Origin of the sequence: Allobosea sp. 67-29 (genome assembly GCF_001898115.1) — a bacterium.
Taxonomy (GTDB): domain Bacteria; phylum Pseudomonadota; class Alphaproteobacteria; order Rhizobiales; family Beijerinckiaceae; genus Allobosea.
Map to the genome: position 1 here is coordinate 373,606 of NZ_MKSQ01000008.1, position 17,315 is coordinate 390,920.

General features: G+C 67.9%; 14 protein-coding genes. 3 read left to right on the plus strand and 11 right to left on the minus strand.

All coding sequences use genetic code 11. The features are described from left to right. Positions 1–2: 2 nt before the first annotated feature. The 3 genes from BGO20_RS08395 to BGO20_RS08405 all read right to left on the minus strand — a co-directional run bounded on the left by BGO20_RS08395 (position 3) and on the right by BGO20_RS08405 (position 1,329). Entirely contained in the window at positions 3–482 is a 480-nt protein-coding gene (locus tag BGO20_RS08395) for a universal stress protein (protein ID WP_362889334.1), read from the minus strand. A 75-nt stretch (positions 483–557) separates the two neighbouring features. Then, positions 558–878: a 2Fe-2S iron-sulfur cluster-binding protein gene (locus BGO20_RS08400; protein ID WP_291661418.1), complete on the minus strand. Its 321-nt coding sequence runs from the start codon at positions 876–878 to the stop codon at positions 558–560. Between the two features lie 112 nt (positions 879–990). Further along, positions 991–1,329, minus strand: a complete 339-nt coding sequence (locus BGO20_RS08405; RefSeq protein WP_291661420.1) for an Hpt domain-containing protein — start codon at positions 1,327–1,329, stop codon at positions 991–993. Positions 1,330–1,597: 268 nt separating this feature from the next. On the opposite strand from BGO20_RS08405, the gene BGO20_RS08410 reads away from it, so the two are divergent. Next, the gene (locus BGO20_RS08410) at positions 1,598–7,690 is read left to right on the plus strand and encodes an apolipoprotein A-IV repeat region-like domain-containing protein (protein ID WP_291661423.1); all 6,093 of its coding nucleotides are present in this window, start codon (positions 1,598–1,600) and stop codon (positions 7,688–7,690) included. 94 nt (positions 7,691–7,784) lie between these two features. Here BGO20_RS08410 and BGO20_RS08415 read toward each other — a convergent pair whose 3' ends face one another. The 5 genes from BGO20_RS08415 to BGO20_RS08435 all read right to left on the minus strand — a co-directional run bounded on the left by BGO20_RS08415 (position 7,785) and on the right by BGO20_RS08435 (position 12,461). Beyond that, on the minus strand, positions 7,785–8,516 hold the full coding sequence (locus tag BGO20_RS08415) for a DNA helicase (protein ID WP_291661424.1): 732 nt from the start codon (positions 8,514–8,516) through the stop codon (positions 7,785–7,787). Between the two features lie 194 nt (positions 8,517–8,710). Then, positions 8,711–9,310, minus strand: a complete 600-nt coding sequence (locus BGO20_RS08420; RefSeq protein ID WP_291661425.1) for an ABC-type transport auxiliary lipoprotein family protein — start codon at positions 9,308–9,310, stop codon at positions 8,711–8,713. 3 nt (positions 9,311–9,313) lie between these two features. Continuing rightward, complete coding sequence (locus BGO20_RS08425) at positions 9,314–10,456, minus strand: MlaD family protein (protein ID WP_291661427.1); 1,143 nt, start codon at positions 10,454–10,456, stop codon at positions 9,314–9,316. Positions 10,457–10,458: 2 nt separating this feature from the next. Further along, the gene (locus BGO20_RS08430; protein ID WP_291661724.1) at positions 10,459–11,181 is read right to left on the minus strand and encodes an ABC transporter ATP-binding protein; all 723 of its coding nucleotides are present in this window, start codon (positions 11,179–11,181) and stop codon (positions 10,459–10,461) included. 134 nt (positions 11,182–11,315) lie between these two features. Further along, a complete protein-coding gene (locus BGO20_RS08435; RefSeq protein ID WP_291661429.1) occupies positions 11,316–12,461 on the minus strand; it encodes an ABC transporter permease in 1,146 nt (381 codons plus the stop codon). A 299-nt stretch (positions 12,462–12,760) separates the two neighbouring features. Between BGO20_RS08435 and BGO20_RS08440 the strand changes: the two genes are divergently transcribed. Further along, positions 12,761–13,612: a hypothetical protein gene (locus BGO20_RS08440; RefSeq protein ID WP_291661430.1), complete on the plus strand. Its 852-nt coding sequence runs from the start codon at positions 12,761–12,763 to the stop codon at positions 13,610–13,612. Between the two features lie 25 nt (positions 13,613–13,637). Here the strand turns inward: BGO20_RS08440 and BGO20_RS08445 are convergent, their stop codons facing one another. From BGO20_RS08445 to BGO20_RS08455, 3 genes are read right to left on the minus strand one after another with little or no spacing between them, the layout of a single operon-like run. After that, on the minus strand, positions 13,638–14,510 hold the full coding sequence (locus tag BGO20_RS08445; RefSeq protein ID WP_291661431.1) for an ABC transporter permease: 873 nt from the start codon (positions 14,508–14,510) through the stop codon (positions 13,638–13,640). Further along, positions 14,507–15,322 (minus strand): ABC transporter ATP-binding protein, encoded by an 816-nt coding sequence (locus BGO20_RS08450; RefSeq protein WP_291661432.1) that lies wholly within the window; start codon positions 15,320–15,322, stop codon positions 14,507–14,509. Before BGO20_RS08450 ends, BGO20_RS08445 begins: the two co-directional genes overlap by 4 nt. Before the next feature lie 20 nt (positions 15,323–15,342). Continuing rightward, positions 15,343–16,374: an ABC transporter substrate-binding protein gene (locus BGO20_RS08455; protein WP_291661433.1), complete on the minus strand. Its 1,032-nt coding sequence runs from the start codon at positions 16,372–16,374 to the stop codon at positions 15,343–15,345. A 140-nt stretch (positions 16,375–16,514) separates the two neighbouring features. On the opposite strand from BGO20_RS08455, the gene BGO20_RS08460 reads away from it, so the two are divergent. Further along, the gene (locus tag BGO20_RS08460; RefSeq protein WP_291661434.1) at positions 16,515–17,315 is read left to right on the plus strand and encodes a creatininase family protein; all 801 of its coding nucleotides are present in this window, start codon (positions 16,515–16,517) and stop codon (positions 17,313–17,315) included.

The window sequence follows — 17,315 nt, forward strand, 5'->3', positions numbered from 1 at the left end:
CCTCAGGCGTGGCGCAGCACCATCACGGAACATTTCGCACGACGCACAATCGCCGATGCGTTGGAGCCGATGACGTAGGCCAGCATGCCGGGCTCGTGCGAGCCGATGACGATGAGGTCAGCTCCGCTGGCATCGGCCTCGGCCAGCACCTCGCCATGCACGGACCCGATCAGCACCTTCGCGGAAACCTGCTCCGGCGGAAGATCGATCTTGGCCGCGATCTCGGCTAGCTTGGCCTCGGCGTCGTCCTGCTGCTCGGCATCGAAATCGGCCGGCACGAACTCCATGTAGGTGACGGGGACCAGCGAGCGGACATAGACCAGCCGCACCGTGCCGCCAGAAGCCTTGGCGAAGGCCACCGCATTGTCGATCGCCGGCTGGGCGAGCTCCGCCTCGGCCAGATCGACGGGAACCATGATCGACTTGAACATCGCGACCTCCTCAAGGCTGGCGGCATCACCATCCTGAAGTCTGCCCGACAAGACGCATTGATCCAACGCAAATCACGTATGCCCCGGCGCCGACAGGGGGCACCGAGGCATGGTCGCGTCCTTGTATCAGCCCTGCCGCGCCGGCGTGCGGACCACCAGGCCGTCGAGATCGGGCCGGACCCTGATCTGGCAGGACAGGCGCGAGTTCGGCCGGACGTCGAAGGCGAAATCCAGCATGTCCTCCTCCATCGGCTCGGCCTGGCCGACCTTCTCCATCCAGGCTTCGTCGACATAGACATGGCAGGTTGCGCAGGCGCAGGCGCCGCCGCATTCGGCCTCGATGCCGGGAATCGCGTTGCGGATCGCCGCCTCCATCACGGTCGAGCCGGTTTCCGCCTCGACGGTGCGGCTCTCTCCATGGGCATCGATATAGGTGATATTCGGCATGACGCACTCCGGCGGCGCGCCCGGACGCAGCCAGCGCGCGAGCGGGGATGACCGGCCTCGCTTAGAGCATTTCCAGGCAAGGCGAAATGTTTGCGGCGCTGCGACGCATTGCTCAGGCTGCGCAGTCCGAACGGCAGATTGCGGCACGGGCCTCGGCGGCGGCAAGCGTCAGCGCGTCCATCGCCGCTTCGGTCCGGCGCTGATCCGCCTCTGCGAGGCGCAGCTCGACCGCATCGGCGGCCTCGGCCACCTGCCACGCGCCGATGGCGCGGGCGGCGCCCTTCAGGCTGTGGGCAGCGTCGAGCCGCGCCTGCAGATCGGCGCTGCCATGGATGGTGCGCAGGTGCTTGGCGCATTGCTGGGCGAAAAGCGTGAGCAACTCACGCTCCAGCGCATGGTCTCCGCCGCTCTGGCGGGAGAGATGCGCGGTGTCGATGGCCGTCTGGGACATTGCAGGAACTCGGGAACCGCTTGAACGCATGAATCTGGAGCCGGCCGGCGGGCGGTCCAACCCATTCCAAGAAGCGCCTTGATGGTGAACGAGGCGTTAACGACGTTTGTGAATCAGGCACTCAAATGGGTTTCCAAGGGTCCGGGGCTTCAGTACCCTTCCAATTGGTAAATGATGGGCGCAGTGTCGCCGTCCACCCGGCCAGAGGCGGCCGGGCAGCGGCGCATGGGTTCGTACCCATCTTCAGTAGCGTGGCGAGGCGGCAACCATGAATCGACCCAAGAAGCTCCAGGACCCCACTGAAGCTGCGATGTCGGCGATCGAGGAGGCTCTTCGCCTCGAGCAGCCGCAGGGCGAGACGGAGACGCCGGTCTCGGCCGAGCCGCGCCTGCCCGCCACCAGCGAGAACGACCTGAAGCTCGAGCTGCCGCGCGTCGAGCCCGCAGCCGCGCCGGCCGCCCCGCCCCAGGAAGCGCAACAGGCGGCGCAGCCTCAGCGTCCCGCGATCGCGCCAGATACCAGCCGCGTCGCCAATGACGACCGTCGCGATTCCAGCTCGCTCGTTCAGGCCTTCGCGGTGCGCCCGTCGCGCAAGCCCTACTGGTTCGCAGCGCTGGCATCGCTTGCCTGGCTGGGCGGTGCCGCCTTCGTGCTGTTCCATCGCTTCGGCTCCTTCAGCAACGGCCTGCCGGAGCCCGTCGCCTCCTTCGGCATCGGCGAGTGGACGCTGCTCGCGCTCTCGATCGGCGCGCCGGTCGTGTTTTTCTTCGTGCTCGCGGCGCTCTACCGCCGCACGCAGGAAATGCGCCTCATCTCGCGGGCGATGACCGAGGTCGCGCTGCGCCTGGCCGAGCCGGAGGTGGCAGGCGCCGATTCCGTGCTCTCCCTCAGCCAGACCATCCGCCGCGAGGTCGCCGCCATGGGCGACGGCATCGAGCGCGCCGTGGCGCGCGCCGGCGAACTCGAAACCATCGTCCGCGGCGAGATCTCGACGCTGGAGCGCGCCTATGCGGACAATGAAATCCGTCTGCGCTCGCTGATCGACGAACTGGTCACCCAGCGCGAGGCGGTGGTTGGCAATGCCGAGCGCGTCAAGCTCGCCATCAGCGGAGCCCATGAAGGCATCGCCAAGGATCTCGACGGCGCCAGCCGCAGCATCGCCGAGGCGATCGCGCAGGCCGGCGACCGCGTCACCGGCTCGCTCGGCGCCAAGGGTGACCAGATCACCCAGGCGCTCGGCCGGGCCGGCGAACGCATGATCGAGGAGATCAGCGGCCGCAGCCATGATCTCGTCGAGCGGCTCCAGGTCACCTCGGGCGAGGTGTCCGAGCGGCTGGCCGGCGCCAGCGACAACCTCTCGACGATGCTCGACGGCCGCGCAAAGGAGATCGCCGGCTCGCTGGAGAAGACCGGCATCGCGCTGACCGAAGGCCTCACCAGCGAAGCCCAGAACGTCACCCGCGCCATCAGCGAGACCGGCATGCAGGTCGCCGAGACGCTGACCACCCGGGTCGAGACCGTCAACAATACGCTGAAGGCGACCGGCGAGACGCTGGCCAAGGACATCTCCGCCCGCGGCGTCGAGGCGGCGGAACGCTTCGAGGTCTCGAGCCGCAGCATGGTCTCGCTGATCGAGAGCCAGAGCGAAGCCCTGCAGCAGCGCCTGGCGGAATCGGGCGAGGCGCTGCGCAACGCGCTCTCCAGCGAGGGCGAGAGCGTCACCGTGCGCCTCACCGAGGTCGGGCGCGGCGTCAACAACCTGCTCACCCGTCAGAACGAGGCTATCGCCGCGCGCCTCACCGAGGTCGGCGAGAATGTCCACGGGCTGATCGGCACGCATGGCGACACGCTGGTCAACCGCCTCAACGAAACGGTCAAGACCGTCGACGACCTGCTGCGCGAGCGCGGCGAATCGATCGTCCTGCGCGTCGGCGATGCCGGCCAGTCGCTCGGCTCGGCGGTCGACAAGCACGGCGAGACGCTGACCCATCGCATCACCGAGGTCGCCGACCGGGTCAACGGCCTCTTCGACGAACATGGCGGCAGGCTCGTCACGCGCCTCAACGAAACCGGCGAAACCGTTCACGCCCTGCTCGACGAACAGGCCAACGCGCTCGTCGGGCGCGTGTCCGGCGCCGGGCGCGATCTCGCCCAGCTCGTCGGCGAGCAGAGCGACAGCGTCGTCGCCCGCGTTTCGGGCGCCGGCGCCGAAGTCGCCAAGCTCCTCGAGGACCGCAGCGAGGCGCTGGTTTCCAGCGTGTCGGGCGCCGTCAATGCGGTCGAGACACGCCTGCGCGACGAGAGCGAAGTCCTTGTCAGCCGCTTGACCCAGGCGGGCCACGAGGTCAGCCGTGTCGTCGGTCAGGAGAGCGAGCGCATGATCTCGGGCCTGTCCGAGACTGGCGAGCGCGTCAGTGCCCTGCTCGATGAGCAGGCCGGCGCCATGACCGTGAAGGTTTCCCAGGCCGGGCTCGAGCTCAAGGACCTGCTCGGCAACGAGAGCCAGGCGGTGGCCAGCCGGATCGCCGATGTCGGCCGCTCGGTGCACGCCATCCTGTCGGAGCGCTCGGGCGCTCTTGTCAGCCGTCTTGCCGAAACCGGCGAAAGCATCGACCAGAAGCTCGACGAGCGCGGCCTTGCCCTGGCGGCTCGCGTGACCGACGCGGTGGAAGGCGCCCGCGCCGCGCTGGAGCAGCAGCAAACCGGCTTCCTCGCCAGCGTCGGCGAAGCCGGCGACAAGGTCGGCCAACTGCTCGGCGAACATCGCGAGACCATGGTCCGCGATCTCGTCAGCACCGGCCGGGAAGTCCACACTTTGCTCGGCGAGCAAAGCGAGGAGCTGGCGCGCCGCATGACGGAGGCGACCCGCACTCTCACCGAGACGATCAATGTCGACGGCCGCCATGTCGCCGACCGGGTCACGGAGGCGACGCAGGGGCTGCGCGAGACCTTCACCGTCCATGCCGAGGATGCGCGCACCATGCTCGCCGGCACCGGCCGCGAGATCGTGATGGCGCTGACCCAGCAAGGCGGCCGCGTCAACGAGGCGCTCACCGCCAACGCGCAGTCGATGCTGCGCTCGGTCGAGGACCGTGCCCAGGCGCTGACCGAGGCACTGGCCATTCGCCACGACGCGCTGACCAAGCTCTTCGACGAGCGCGGCAACGCCCTCGTCCTGGCACTCGACGACCAGAGCGGACGCGTCGGCGCGACGCTGGCCGCCAATGCGGACACGATGCTGCGCTCGGTCGAGGAGCGCGCCCAGGCACTGTCCGACGCGCTCGCCAGCCGCCACGATGCTCTCAGCCGTCTCTTCGACGAGCGCGGCAACGAGATCGAGACGGCCATCGGGTCACGTCTCGGCGCATTGTCGCAGCTGTTCGACAGCCAGGGCCGGCAGGTCGAGGAGAGCCTCGCGACGCGCCTGGCCGCTTTCGAGGATATCATCGTCCATCAGGGCGGCACGCTGACCGCGAAGATTTCCGGCGACGCGCGCGAGCTGACGGAAGCGCTCAACAGCGGCATCGCCCAAGTCGAGAAGCTGATCTCGCAGGACGGCGTCTCGCTGGCCGACAAGGTCGGGACCCGCGCGCTGGAAGCGGCCGAGCTGCTCGCCAACCGCACCCGCGAGGCCGCGGATGCGATGGAAGGACAGATCAAGCTGTTCGAGGAGCGTTCCGGCGCCAAGAGCGCCGAGATCGCCGGTGCTCTCGACAGCCTGATCGCCCGCATCGACGGCAGCCTCGGCTCCCGCGCCACCGCCCTCAACGAGGCGCTGGTGGAACGCACGGTCGATATCGCCCGCGTACTGGCGGAAGGCGGGCGCGAGGTCACGCGCGCCCTTGCGCTCAAGGCCGACGAGATCGGGGAGGTCGTCACGTCGAAGAGCGAATCGCTCACGCGCACGCTCAGCGACAAGGCCGATACGATCAACGCGACGCTGGGCGGCCGCGCCCTGCAGATCGCCGACACGCTCGACCAGAGTGTGGCGCGCTTCGAGGAGCGCGTGGTCGGCAGGCTCGACACCGTCTCGCAGACGCTGGATACGCGCGGGGAAGAGATCGCAAGCACGCTGCAGGGGCGTTCCGAAGCCATCGCCGCGGCGCTCGCCGAGCGTGCGCAGGAACTGCGCAGCCTCTTCGAGCACAATGGCACCGGCATGGTCTCGGCCCTCGCCCAGCAGAGCGAGGCGATCGCGGCTGCGCTCAACGAGCGCGCCGAGCAGCTCCGGACCCTGTTCGACGACCGCGGGCTCGGCATCGTGGCCGCGCTTGGACGCCGGGGCGATGCGATCTCGACCGCGCTTGACGCGCGCACCGAGCAGCTGCGCAGCCTGTTCGAGGACAAGGGCGGCGACATCGTCGCGGCCCTCGGCCAGCAGGGCAGCGCCATCTCGCATGCGCTGGACGAGCAGACCGGTGCATTGCAGGCGATCTTCGACCGCAAGGGGGCCATCATCGTCGACGCGCTCGAGCGCCACAGCGAGACGGTCTCGGCCTCGCTGGACGAGCGCACGGAGGCGCTCCGGAGCCTGTTCGACGCCCGGGGCAGCGGCATGATCGACGCGCTCGGCGAACGGGGCGAAGCGCTTGCCGCAGCCTTTTCCGCGGCGGGCGAGACCGTGGTGCGCGCCCTCGAGGCGCGCGGCAATGCCGTCGTCGCCGGACTGCGCGATCGCGGAGCCGCGATCGCCGATGCCGTGGAGACATCCTCCAATGCGCTACGGGAGACGCTGGAAACCGGCTCGCGCCAGTCGATCGAGGCGCTTGTCGGCACCAACGAGCAACTGCGCGAGGAGCTGGGCGGCATGCTCGGCCGCCTCGGCGAGGCCAACAAGCTGATGCAGCAGATCGTCAACGGCGCGAACAAGAACCTCGCCGCCGTCGAGAACGGGCTGTCGACCCGGGTCGGCGAGTTGCAGACGGTGATCGGCACGGTGATGGAGGAGGCCAACCGCGCCTCGCAACAGGTCACGACGCAGATCGCTGATCTCAAGGGCTTCTCGGAAGGCACGCTGCGCGACGCCACCGCCCTCATCGCCCAGCTTGACGACAAGGGCACCTCGCTCAGCGAGGTCTCGCAAGCCAGCAGCGCGGCGCTCAGCGCCGTGGTCGGCCGGCTGGAACAGGTCGAGGCCCGTGTCGGCAAGGCTCTGGCCGAGCGGCGCGACTCGCTGGAGGAGCTGCACGGCCTGATCAGCAGCCGCACCGACGATGTCGAGGCGATCACCCGCTCCTTCTCCTCGTTGATCGACGAGTCGCTCGGCACCGCGGAGGCGCGCGCCCGGCAGATCGGCGCCGTGCTCTCCGACTCGGCCGAGGCGACCACCAGCGCCATCGCCCAGCAGTTCGAGACGATCCGCGCCACGACCGGCAAGGAGCGCGAGCGCACGGCGGAAGCCCTGCGGGCAGCCTATGCCGAGGTCACGAGCGAGATCGGCGGCGAGCTGTCGAAGGTCACCGAGCGCTTCCAGAAGGCGGCGCAGGAGATGCGCGGCGTCACCGGCGAAATCCAGCGCGAGCTGGAAGCGACGCGCGCCGAGCTGAAGCGCGGCGTGCTCGAGCTGCCCCAGGAGACGCAGGAATCGGCCTCGGCCATGCGCCGCGTGGTTGCCGAGCAGATCAAGGCCCTGAACGATCTCACCGATATCGTGACCCGGGCCGGTCGCCGTGGCGACGTCTCGCTGCCGATCGACCAGGGCACTCCGCGCCGGATGAGCGTCGCGGCCGCGCCGGCTCCGGCCTATGCGCCGCCGGCGCCCAAGCCTGCCGTGGCCGAAGGCCCTGCCCTGCGTCCTTCGCTCGACGCCGCGCCTCAAGCGCCCCGCAGCGAGCCGGGGGCCCGCAGCGGATCGGCCCAGCCCGAGGCCAAGCCCGCCCAGCGCCCCGCTCCGGCCCAGGAGGCTTCACGCCGGGTGCCCGAGCCGCAGCAGCCCGCGAAGTCCGGCTGGCTTTCGGACCTGCTGGTGCGCGCCTCGCGCGACGACAAGGCGCCGGAAGCAAGCAAGCCGACGACGCATTCGATCGAGAAGCTCGACTCGCTCTCGGTCGACATCGCGCGGATGATCGACCACGACGCCGCCGTCGAGCTGTGGGATCGCTACAAGCGCGGCGAGCGCAATGTCTTCACCCGCCGGCTCTACACCCTGCAGGGCCAGCAGACCTTCGACGAGATCCGCCGCAAGTACCGGCGCGACTCGGAGTTCAAGGACACGGTCGACCGCTATATCGACGAGTTCGAGCGGCTGCTCGGCGAGGCGTCGAAGGACGATCGCGACTCGATGGTGGCGAAGACCTACCTGACTTCGGAGACCGGCAAGGTCTACACCATGCTGGCCCATGCCAGCGGGCGCTTCGAGTAAGCCTGCGCATCTCGCATCGCGAAAAACGGCGAAGGCCGCCCCTCCGGGCGGCCTTCTCTTTTCCGGCCTGTGTCGCCGTCCCCTCGGGGCGGCTTCAGGCCGCGGTCTCGACGCGGATGTCGCCGCCGTTCAGAAAGCATCTCTTGTCGAAAAGCCGCAGGTCGACCGGGTTGGGAAGGCGGATATCGGTGATGTCCGGAAACGGCTTGGCGGCGGGATCGTAGGACCGGTCGACCTGCGAGAGCAGGACGATGATCAGTCCACGTTCGCGGGCCAGCGCCTTGAGGTCGCGCATCTGTCGCGACAATTCGGGCGTGTCGCGGCGCTGGTCGAGCAGTTGCAGATAGTCGAGCAGTTGCAGATAGTCGATCACAGCGAGCGTGCCGAACGGAGCCGACGCCAGCGCCGTTCCGACATAGCCGGCGCTGATCGCATCCGAGCAGTCGAGATCGAAGAAGACTTCGAGCTCAGTGCTCTCGAAGCCGAGCACGCGCAGGCGCTCGACCACGTCGGCCGGCGTATATTCCAACGAGAAGAACGCGCTGCGACGCCCTGCCCTGGCCGCCTCGGCGGCGAGGGCGAGGCCGACCAGCGTCTTGCCCTGGCCGGGGCGGCCCGCGACGAGCACCAGGTCGCCCGGTTCGAGCCGGCGATTGAGCGCCGTCGCCGCGCTGGCAACGGGCTGCCTGGCAGCGAGCAGGCTCCAGCTCCGATAGCCTTCGGCCGCGGCGATGCGGTCGAGCGCCGCATGAAGTGGAATCTGTTCGCGGCGATGCAGGAGCTTGGCCCTGCGCTTGAGATGATGGATCGGCACCGAGAGCTTCATGCGGAGACCTCCTATCGCAGGCAGACGGCGCAATCCCTCCTCATGCGTGTGCCCGAACAGTCGGTCGGAACGTCGCGAAAGCCCCGCATGCTGATGCTTCCCGCTGGAGGGGGGCGGCTCGGGCCAAACCGGCGTCGCAGCCTAGGTCGATTCGCCGCGCCGGAACATCGCGGACCTAGCCAGCGGACAGCCGATCAGCGCGCCCAGCGGACGATGTCGATCAGCACCTGCGACAGCGCGCGGTCGAGCGCCTGAGCCGCGCCAGGGCCATCCACCGCAGCCACCGGCACCCGGGCCGAAAACAGCTTGGCACGCTGGATCCTGCCGCTGGCATCGCCGACGATCTTGGCGGTGATCTCGACCACGGCCGTGCCGGAAGCGGCGTCGATGTTGAAACTGCGGATATCGGTGACGAGCTGGAGACTCGGCGTGATGCCCTGCCCCGGCGCCGAGACCGAACCGATGCGGCTGGCGTTCTCGAAGGTCTGGATGAGCCGCGTCTGCACCAGCGCCGGCACCTGGTCGGCCCATTGCGCGCCGCCCAGGAAGGAGAGCGCGCCACTCGAATCCTTGACGATGACCCTGTCGGAATCGAGCGTCTGCACGGCGGTCGGCCGGGCAACGACCATCGTGGCGTGCGAGCCGCCAACACGTCCGAAACCGCTGGGGGCCGTGAGGTCGAAAGTGGTCGGCGTCGGCCCGCCGCCGCATCCGGCCAGGGCCAATCCGGCGGAGAGGACCAGCGCGCGCAAGCTGCGACGGGCCATGACGGTCTGGAATGCCTCGGTCGTCATCGGCTAGCGGGATCCGTTGTATTGCGGGAGCGGCGGCTTGCCGCCGAAGATGAATTGCTGCGGGTTGCGTTCGAAATTCCGGAGCGTGCGATTGAGTTCCGTCAGCACGCGCTTCGCCTCCGACACCGTCGAATCGACATTGCGCAGCCCCGACCCGGTGAAGCGGTTAATGCCGAGGGTGATCTCGGCGGTGCGCTTGTCGAGGTTGTCGGCGAGGACGCGGATCGACTTGGCAGCATCCGAGACCTCGGTCAGGGCGCTGCGGCCATCGGGACCCGAGGCGGTGTTGAGGAAGGCCTGCGCGCCCTTCAGAACACCCTCGACCTGATCGGCGGCGTGATTGAGCTTGTCGGTGATCGAGGCGATATCCTTGACCGCCTTGCTGACCTCCTGGCTTGATCCGCCGAGCGCCCCGGTGAACTTGTCGACATTGTCGACGATATTGGCCACCTTCTGCCGGTCCACCGACTTGACCACCTCCGTCAACTCCTCGCTGAGGCTTTGCAGCTTCTGCGACAGCGGCTGGATCGTGTCGGCGATGTTGCCGAAGCCGGCCATCAGCTTGTCGAGCCCGTCGGAGTTCTTGCCGAGCGCCTCGGAGAATTTCTCTACGTTCCGCACCGTGTTGTTGATCGGCTCGCGGTTCTGCTTGATCAGCCCGTCGAGCGAGGTGAGCATGCCGTCGGCCTTCTGCGCTACGTTGCGGACAGTCTCGATGATGTCCTGCAGTTCGGAGCGCTCGGCGATGATGGTCGGCATGGGCTCGCCGGGCTTGGCCGTCAGCACCGGCGCGTCTGGTGCGCCGCCGATGAGTTGGAGGGCGACGACGCCGGCGAGGCCCTGCGCCTCGATGCGCGCGCGGGTGTCCTCGCGGATCGGCGTGGTCGAGGACACCTGGATGACGGCGTAAATCCGCCTGGGATCGTCCGGCTGCAGCTCGATATTGGTGACCTCGCCGACGCGCAACCCGTTGAAGAGTACGCTCGAGCCGCGGCCGAGCCCCGTCACCGACCCGGTGAAGATCACGCGGATGTTTTCCTTGCGGCCGGCGCCGCCACTGTTGAACCAGTAGACGAAGCCGAACGCCGCCGCGAGGACCGCCAAGGTGAAAAGACCGACGAGAGCGTAGTTGGCACGCGATTCCATGGTTAGCCGCTTTGCTCCCGCTTCCCGGCCGGCTGCCGGGCCATGGCGCGCTCTCCGCCGAAATAGGCTTTCAGCCACGGATGGTCGGATGCCAGCATCGTCGCCAGCGGGCCGACGGCGATGACTTTCCTGTCCGCCAACGCAGCGATTCGGTCGCAGGCATCATACAGGCTGTCGAGATCGTGGGTCACCATGAACACCGTGAGGCCCAGCGTCTCCTTCAGCGTCACGATGAGATCGTCGAACTCGGCAGCGCCGATCGGGTCGAGCCCCGAGGTCGGCTCGTCGAGGAAGACGATCTCGGGATCGAGCGCGAGGGCGCGCGCCAGCGCCGCGCGCTTGATCATGCCGCCCGAGAGCTCGGAAGGCGCCTTGTCGGCCGCATCCTGCGGCAGGCCGACGAGATCGAGCTTCACCATCGCCAGTTCGTCGAGCAGGTCCGGCGGCAGATCGAGATATTCCCGCATCGGCACCTGGATGTTCTGCTTCACGGTGAGCGCGGAGAACAAGGCGCCCTGCTGAAACATCACGCCGATGCGCCGTTCGAGCCGGCGTCGCTGCGGCGGCGAAAGCCGGTCGACGTCTTCCCCGAAGATCTCGATCATCCCGCGCTGCTTGCGCACGAGACCGAGGATCGTCCGGGTCAAAACCGATTTGCCCTGGCCGGAGCCTCCGACGAATCCGAGAATCTCGCCGCGCATGACGTCGAGATCGAGGCCGTCCATGATGACCTTCTCGCCGAAGGCGACCTTGAGATTGCGGACGCGGATGATGGCGCCGGACCCGCCCTGCCCCGCAGGCTCTCCGCCGCCGTCGCGTCGCTGCGCCGCCTCCAGGCCGATGTCGCGCTCGCCCATGCTCAAAACTCGATCGAGGCGAAGAAGATCGCGAACAGGCCGTCGACGACGATGACCATGAAGATCGCCTTCACCACCGAGGCGGTGACCTGGCGGCCGAGCGATTCGGCCGAACCCTTCACGGCGAGGCCCTCGATCGAGGCGATCAGCCCGATGACGAAGGCCATGAAGGGCGCCTTGATCAGGCCCACGGCGAAATGCTTCCAGGTGATGACCGACTGCAGCCGGGCCAGGAAGGTGTCGACGCCGATGCCGCCATAGAGCCAGGCAACGAGGCCGGCGCCGGTCAACCCGGCCATCGAGGAGATGAAGGTCAGGATCGGCAAGGAGATGATGAGCGCGAGAATGCGCGGCACGACCAGCACCTCGATCGGATCGAGGCCCATGACCCGGAGCGCGTCGATCTCCTCGCGCATCTTCATCGAGCCGATCTCGGCCGTGAACGCCGAGCCCGAGCGGCCGGCGATCATGATCGAGGTCAGCAGCACGGAAAGCTCGCGCAGCACGAGGATGCCGACCAGGTTCACGACGAAGGCCGTCGCGCCGAACTGCTGAAGCTGGAAGATGCCCTGCTGCGCGACGATGCAGCCGACCAGGAACGAGATCAGCATGATGATCGGCGCGCCGTTGAAGGCGATCAGCTCGACCTGGTTGACGAGCGATGGGCCGCGGAACTTGCGCGGACCGAGCACGACCGCAGCGGAGCCGACCACCACCTCGCCGAGGAACATGGCTCCGCCCACCATGTCGCGGCCGAAACGCACCACGGCCTCGCCGATATTCGCGAGCACGCTGACCACGCTGAAATGGTCGGGGGAACGGGGCTTGTCCTCGTCGTGGATCTGGACCTCGGCGAGCAGGATGCCATGCTCCGGCCTGCTGCTGACGATCTCGACCGAGGCGCCGTCGCGCTCCTGCCGGGCCTTCAGGCGGTTCAGCACATAGGCGCCGAGCGTATCGAGCCGGCTGACGTCCGAAAGATCGAGGCGCGCGCGGGCGCCATGCTGCAAGCGGCCCGAAATCTCGCCGACGAGCTTCTCCAGTCGCGGGGCCCGGTCCGCGCTCCAGGAGCCGGCCAGCGCAACGGCCAGCGTGCCGGCATCGTCCCGGAAGATCGCCTGAGGCTCGGCGGTGTCAACGCTCGGCATCTGCCCCTGATGTCCCTCACCCGGCCGACGAACACCTGCGGCCGTCTCCGCACCATCCGGCACCGAAATCCACCCCTGCACCCTGTATTGCCGCCACGGTGCCGCGTGGCAAGCCGGGGAGCTCCTCGCCCCGCCTCACGCGCAGGCACCGTTGCCGAAACGCCATAGCCGACGCCGGCGCGGCGGCCGTTTTCCCTGCGGAAGCAGGCAGGAATTCCTTAAGCATTCGTCGCGCAGGGTTTCCGAACCGTCATCTTCGGCCCCCTTGATTCGGCCATTCGATCGAAGGCAGACCGGTCATGAGCGACGCCCGCTCCCTGACACCGCTGAGCCAGAGCGATTACGACGCCATCGAAGCGGCCGTGATGGAAACCGCCCGTGGCCGCTGGTTCATGGCCGAATACGCCAAACGCAACCGGCAGGCCGACACGCTGCAGCTTCTGGGCGCCATCGGACGGATCGAGCGGGTCGTTGGGCTCGGCGTCCAGGAGACCAGCCGCGACGCCAGCCTGATCGAGGCGGCCGCCCTGATCAGCGACCTGCGCGTCGACCTCGAGCGGATCAGCGGCCGGGCGCAGGAGCGTTCGTCAGGACTTGCCGCCCAGATCGAACGTGCGGCCGGGTCCATCCTCGGGGCGACGGAAAGCATCCAGGAGGTCGCCTGGAATCTCAGGGAAGGCGGCGCCGAGACGGCATTGTGCGACCGCCTCGACCGGCACGCGGCCGAGGCTTCCCAGGCGGTCGGCCTCGTCGACAGCGTCGTCCAGCGCATCGACAAGATCGCGGATACCATCGCCATGCTCGATTCGAGCCTGCGCGCCTTCGGCGAGATCGCGCGCGACCCGAGCCCGCACTATCTGACCGCGACCGAACTGGCGGGGCTTGCTCCGCGGCCTGCCCCCTCGACCGGCAACGGCTTCCGGGCGGAGGAATTCGAGCAGCCCGCAACCCTGGCCAGCAGCGAACCGGAACAGGCGCAACCGCTCGACGATCCGGCGGACACCGAGCCGCGGATCGGAACGATCGAACTGCTCGACGACGACATCGTCTTCAGCGAACCGCCGGCGGCGGTGCTCTCGGGCTCGTCGGAGACCGGATTGCGCGACATCGACGCGCTGCCGGCCGAACGGAAGCTCGCCTTCTTCGCCTGAACCTCCCTTTGCTCTCCCGGCGGGATCAGTTCTCTCGCCGGATCGCGCTTTCGTGCCAGCGGCGCAGCAGGAGATGCGAGACGAGGCTGGTTGCCAGGAAGATCGCGACGCCTGAGAGCGAGATCATCGCCAGCGCTGCGAAGACACGTGGAATCTTGAGCTGGTAACCAGCTTCCAGGATGCGATAGGCCAGCCCCGAGGCGCTGCCGCCGGTTCCGGCGACGAATTCGGCAACGACGGCGCCGATCAGGGCCAGCCCGCCCGACACTTTCAGCCCCGCCAGGAAATAGGGCAGCGCCGCCGGCAGCCTGAGATAACGCAGGGTCTGCCAACGGCTGGCGCCATAGAGCTCGAACAGGTTGACGAGGTTGTGGTCGGCCGCGCTCAAGCCGAGGATCGTGTTCGACAGGATCGGGAAGAAAGCGACGATCCAGGCACAGATCAGGAGCGACAGGTCGATATCGTTGGCCCAGATGATGATCAGCGGCGCGATGGCGACGATCGGCGTCACCTGCAGCACGATCGCATAGGGCAGGAGCGCCATCTCCAGCCATTTCGACTGGCTGAACAGCACGGCCAGCGCAACGCCGATGACGACCGCGGCGGCCAGCGCAAGGAAGGTGATGCGCAGCGTCACCCAGAGCGAGGCGGACAGAGACGCCCAGTCGGCGACCAAGGTCCGGCCGACGAGAAGCGGGCCGGGCAGTACATAAGGCGGCACGTCGTTCCAGCGAACCGCGAATTCCCAGAGGCCCAGGACCAGCGCGCCGATGACGAGCGGCGCGAGGATGCGCGGCCAGATGCCGGTCGGCAGACCGAAGAGGCGAGTCTCGACCGGAACGGGCAAGGCTTCGGCCGCAGCGGAGGTTCGCGCCATGGTGTCGTCGGGCGGGCTCATGCGCCGATCGCTTCCTCGAGCTTGCCGGAAGCGATCCGGCAGAGATGGGCGTATTCGCCGGAGGTGCGGAAGAGCTCGTTGCGCGGATAGGGCGCATCGACCGGCAGATCGGCCATGACGCGGCCGGGCCGCGCCGCCATCACCACGATGCGCTGCGAGAGATAGACCGACTCGAAGACCGAATGGGTGACGAAGACCGCGGTGAAGCGTTCGCGCTGCCAAAGCGCGAGCAGGTCGTTGTTCAGGCGGTGGCGGGTGATCTCGTCGAGCGCGGCGAAGGGCTCGTCCATCAGCAGGATGCGCGGCCGCATCACCAGGGCCCGGGCGATGGAGACACGCATCTTCATGCCGCCGGAGAGCTCGCGGGGATACGATTTCTCGAAGCCGGCCAGACCGACCAGCGCCAGCATCTCGGCCGCCCGCGCCTGCGCCTCGCTTCGGGCGACCTTCTTCAGAGTCAGCGGCAGCATGACGTTGGCGAGCGCGTTCGCCCAGGGCATCAGCGTCGAGTCCTGGAAGACGAAGCCGAGCTCGCGCCTCTGCCCCGTCCCTGCCTCGTCGCGGCCGGGCCAGTCGATCGTGCCTGCTGAAGGTGCTCCCAGCCCCGCGATCATGCGCAGCAGGGTCGACTTGCCGCAACCGGAGGGGCCAAGCAGGCTGACGAACTCCCCCGCCGCGAGGTCGAGATCGACGTCGCGGACCGCGAGCGTGCCGTTGCCGAAGCGCTTGGAGACGCTGCGCAGGGCCACGAGCGGCGCGGCCTCGGCCGGCGCCGGTCCGCTCGCGCCCGATGATGCAATGACCGTATCCAAAACCGACCGATCCGCTGCTCTCAGCCCTTGCCGACGCCCTGGTTGATGAAATCGAGGCTATAAGCCTTCTTCACGTCGACGCCCGCCGGGAAAACCCCGACGTCGCTCATCGTCTTGTAGAAATTGGCCCAGCGCAGATCGGTCATGGCACCGATGCCGAGCGTCACCGCGTCGCCCGAGCGGACGATGCCGTTCTCGTTCATCACCTTGACGGCGTAGTCGATCTTCTCCTGATCCATGTCCGGATTGTCCTTCAGGATCAGGGCGTTGGCGGCAGCGGCTTCGGGGCCGGCCTTCATGTACTGGTCCCAGCCTTCGAGCGTCGCGGTGACGAAGCGCTGCACGAGGTCCTTCTTGGCGTCCATCAGCTTGCGCGAGACGTTGATCGTCGTGTTGTAGGCGTCGAAACCGTTATCGGCCAGGAGATGGACGACCGGGTTCACGCCGGCCTTCCGGATGGCGAAGGGCTCGGAGGAGAGGAAGCCCTGCTGGGAGAGCTTCTTGTCTGCGAGGAACGGCGCCATGTTGTAGGTGTAGGGGCGGATCTGCTCGTCGGTGTAGCCGAACTTGGCGCGCAGGAACGGCCAGAACGCCGTGCGCGCCTCGGCGCCGATCAGGATCGGCTTGCCCTTCAGCGCGGCCAGCGAATCATTACCCTGGTCGGGATGCGAGATGATGACCTGTGGGTCCTTCTGGAAAATCGAGGCGATCGCCAGGAAGGGGATGTTCTCCTGCGCGAAACGGATCGCCTCGAAGCTCGTCGACATGGTCATGTCGACACGCCCGCCGAGCAGCAGTTGCGACGGGTTCTGCTGCGGGCCGCCCGGCCGGATCTCGACGTCGATGCCGTATTTCTTGTAGATGCCATTGGCCAGGGCGAGATAGAAGCCGCCATGCTCGGCCTGGGCGCGCCAGTTGGTCTGGAAGCTGAGCTTCTCGAGGCTCTGCGCGCTGACCCGCGCGCCCGGCACCGGCACCAGCGCGGCAGCCGCGGAGCCGCCGAGCAGGCCGAGGGCAGCGCGCCGGTTCAGGCGATATTTCATCATCGTCATCTGCAAGACTCTCCCCGCGTCGGGACCGGCGACCTCTGGCGTTATAGCCTTATGCCATGCGATAGCGTGGCATAAATCGCAACGCCGACCTGCCGCATGCACAGCCGCGGCAACCTAGGCCGCCATCGACAGGCCCGATCATGACCGCACGCTTCTGGGGCGACCTGAAGAGCTCCGATTTCGCGGCTCTTCCGCGCGAGAGCACCGTCGCCGTGCTGCCTCTGGCGGCGATCGAGCAGCACGGCCCGCATCTGCCGGTTTCGACCGATACCACCATCATGAACGGGATGCTGGCGCAGGCGATGCCGCTGGTCGGCCCCGATCTCGACGTGCTGGTGCTGCCGACGCAAGCCGTCTGCAAATCGAACGAGCACCTGCATTCGCCTGGCACGCTCACTATCGGCTGGGAGAGCGCGATCCGCTCCTGGATCGAGATCGGCGAAAGCGTGAAGCGCGCCGGCTTCCGCAAGCTCGTGCTGCTGACCTCGCATGGCGGCAATGTCGACCCGATGAAGATCGCCGCGCGCGAACTGCGCGTCAGCCACGGTATGCTGGCGGTGACCACGGCCTGGATGTCCTTCGGCCTGCCGGATGGGCTCTTTGCCGATCTCGACGTCCGCCACGGCATCCATGGCGGCGATGTCGAGACGGCGCTGATGCTGCATTTCCGGCCCGATCTCGTGGACATGAGCCGGACCGAGCGCTTCGAGCCGCTGATGCTGCCGATGGCCGGGGAAGGCTATCGTTGGCTGCGGCCGACCGGGCCGCACGCCTTCGCCTGGATGGCGCAGGATGTGCACCCGGCGGGCGTCGCCGGGGACGCCAGCCTCGCAACGGCCGAGAAGGGCAAGGCCACCGCCGCGCTGCAGGCGCAGGGCTTTGCCGAGCTGATGGCCGATGTAGCCCGCTTCCCGCTGGCGAAGCTGCACAAGGCCGACTGA

Coding starts and splice junctions, on each gene's coding strand:
- BGO20_RS08455 (WP_291661433.1), bottom strand. CDS start 16,374: ATGACGATGATGAAATATCGCCTGAACCGGCGCGCTGCCCTCGGCCTG.
- BGO20_RS08435 (WP_291661429.1), bottom strand. CDS start 12,461: ATGCCGAGCGTTGACACCGCCGAGCCTCAGGCGATCTTCCGGGACGAT.
- BGO20_RS08400 (WP_291661418.1), bottom strand. CDS start 878: ATGCCGAATATCACCTATATCGATGCCCATGGAGAGAGCCGCACCGTC.
- BGO20_RS08460 (WP_291661434.1), top strand. CDS start 16,515: ATGACCGCACGCTTCTGGGGCGACCTGAAGAGCTCCGATTTCGCGGCT.
- BGO20_RS08410 (WP_291661423.1), top strand. CDS start 1,598: ATGAATCGACCCAAGAAGCTCCAGGACCCCACTGAAGCTGCGATGTCG.
- BGO20_RS08445 (WP_291661431.1), bottom strand. CDS start 14,510: ATGAGCCCGCCCGACGACACCATGGCGCGAACCTCCGCTGCGGCCGAA.
- BGO20_RS08440 (WP_291661430.1), top strand. CDS start 12,761: ATGAGCGACGCCCGCTCCCTGACACCGCTGAGCCAGAGCGATTACGAC.
- BGO20_RS08425 (WP_291661427.1), bottom strand. CDS start 10,456: ATGGAATCGCGTGCCAACTACGCTCTCGTCGGTCTTTTCACCTTGGCG.
- BGO20_RS08420 (WP_291661425.1), bottom strand. CDS start 9,310: ATGACGACCGAGGCATTCCAGACCGTCATGGCCCGTCGCAGCTTGCGC.
- BGO20_RS08415 (WP_291661424.1), bottom strand. CDS start 8,516: ATGAAGCTCTCGGTGCCGATCCATCATCTCAAGCGCAGGGCCAAGCTC.
- BGO20_RS08430 (WP_291661724.1), bottom strand. CDS start 11,181: ATGGACGGCCTCGATCTCGACGTCATGCGCGGCGAGATTCTCGGATTC.
- BGO20_RS08405 (WP_291661420.1), bottom strand. CDS start 1,329: ATGTCCCAGACGGCCATCGACACCGCGCATCTCTCCCGCCAGAGCGGC.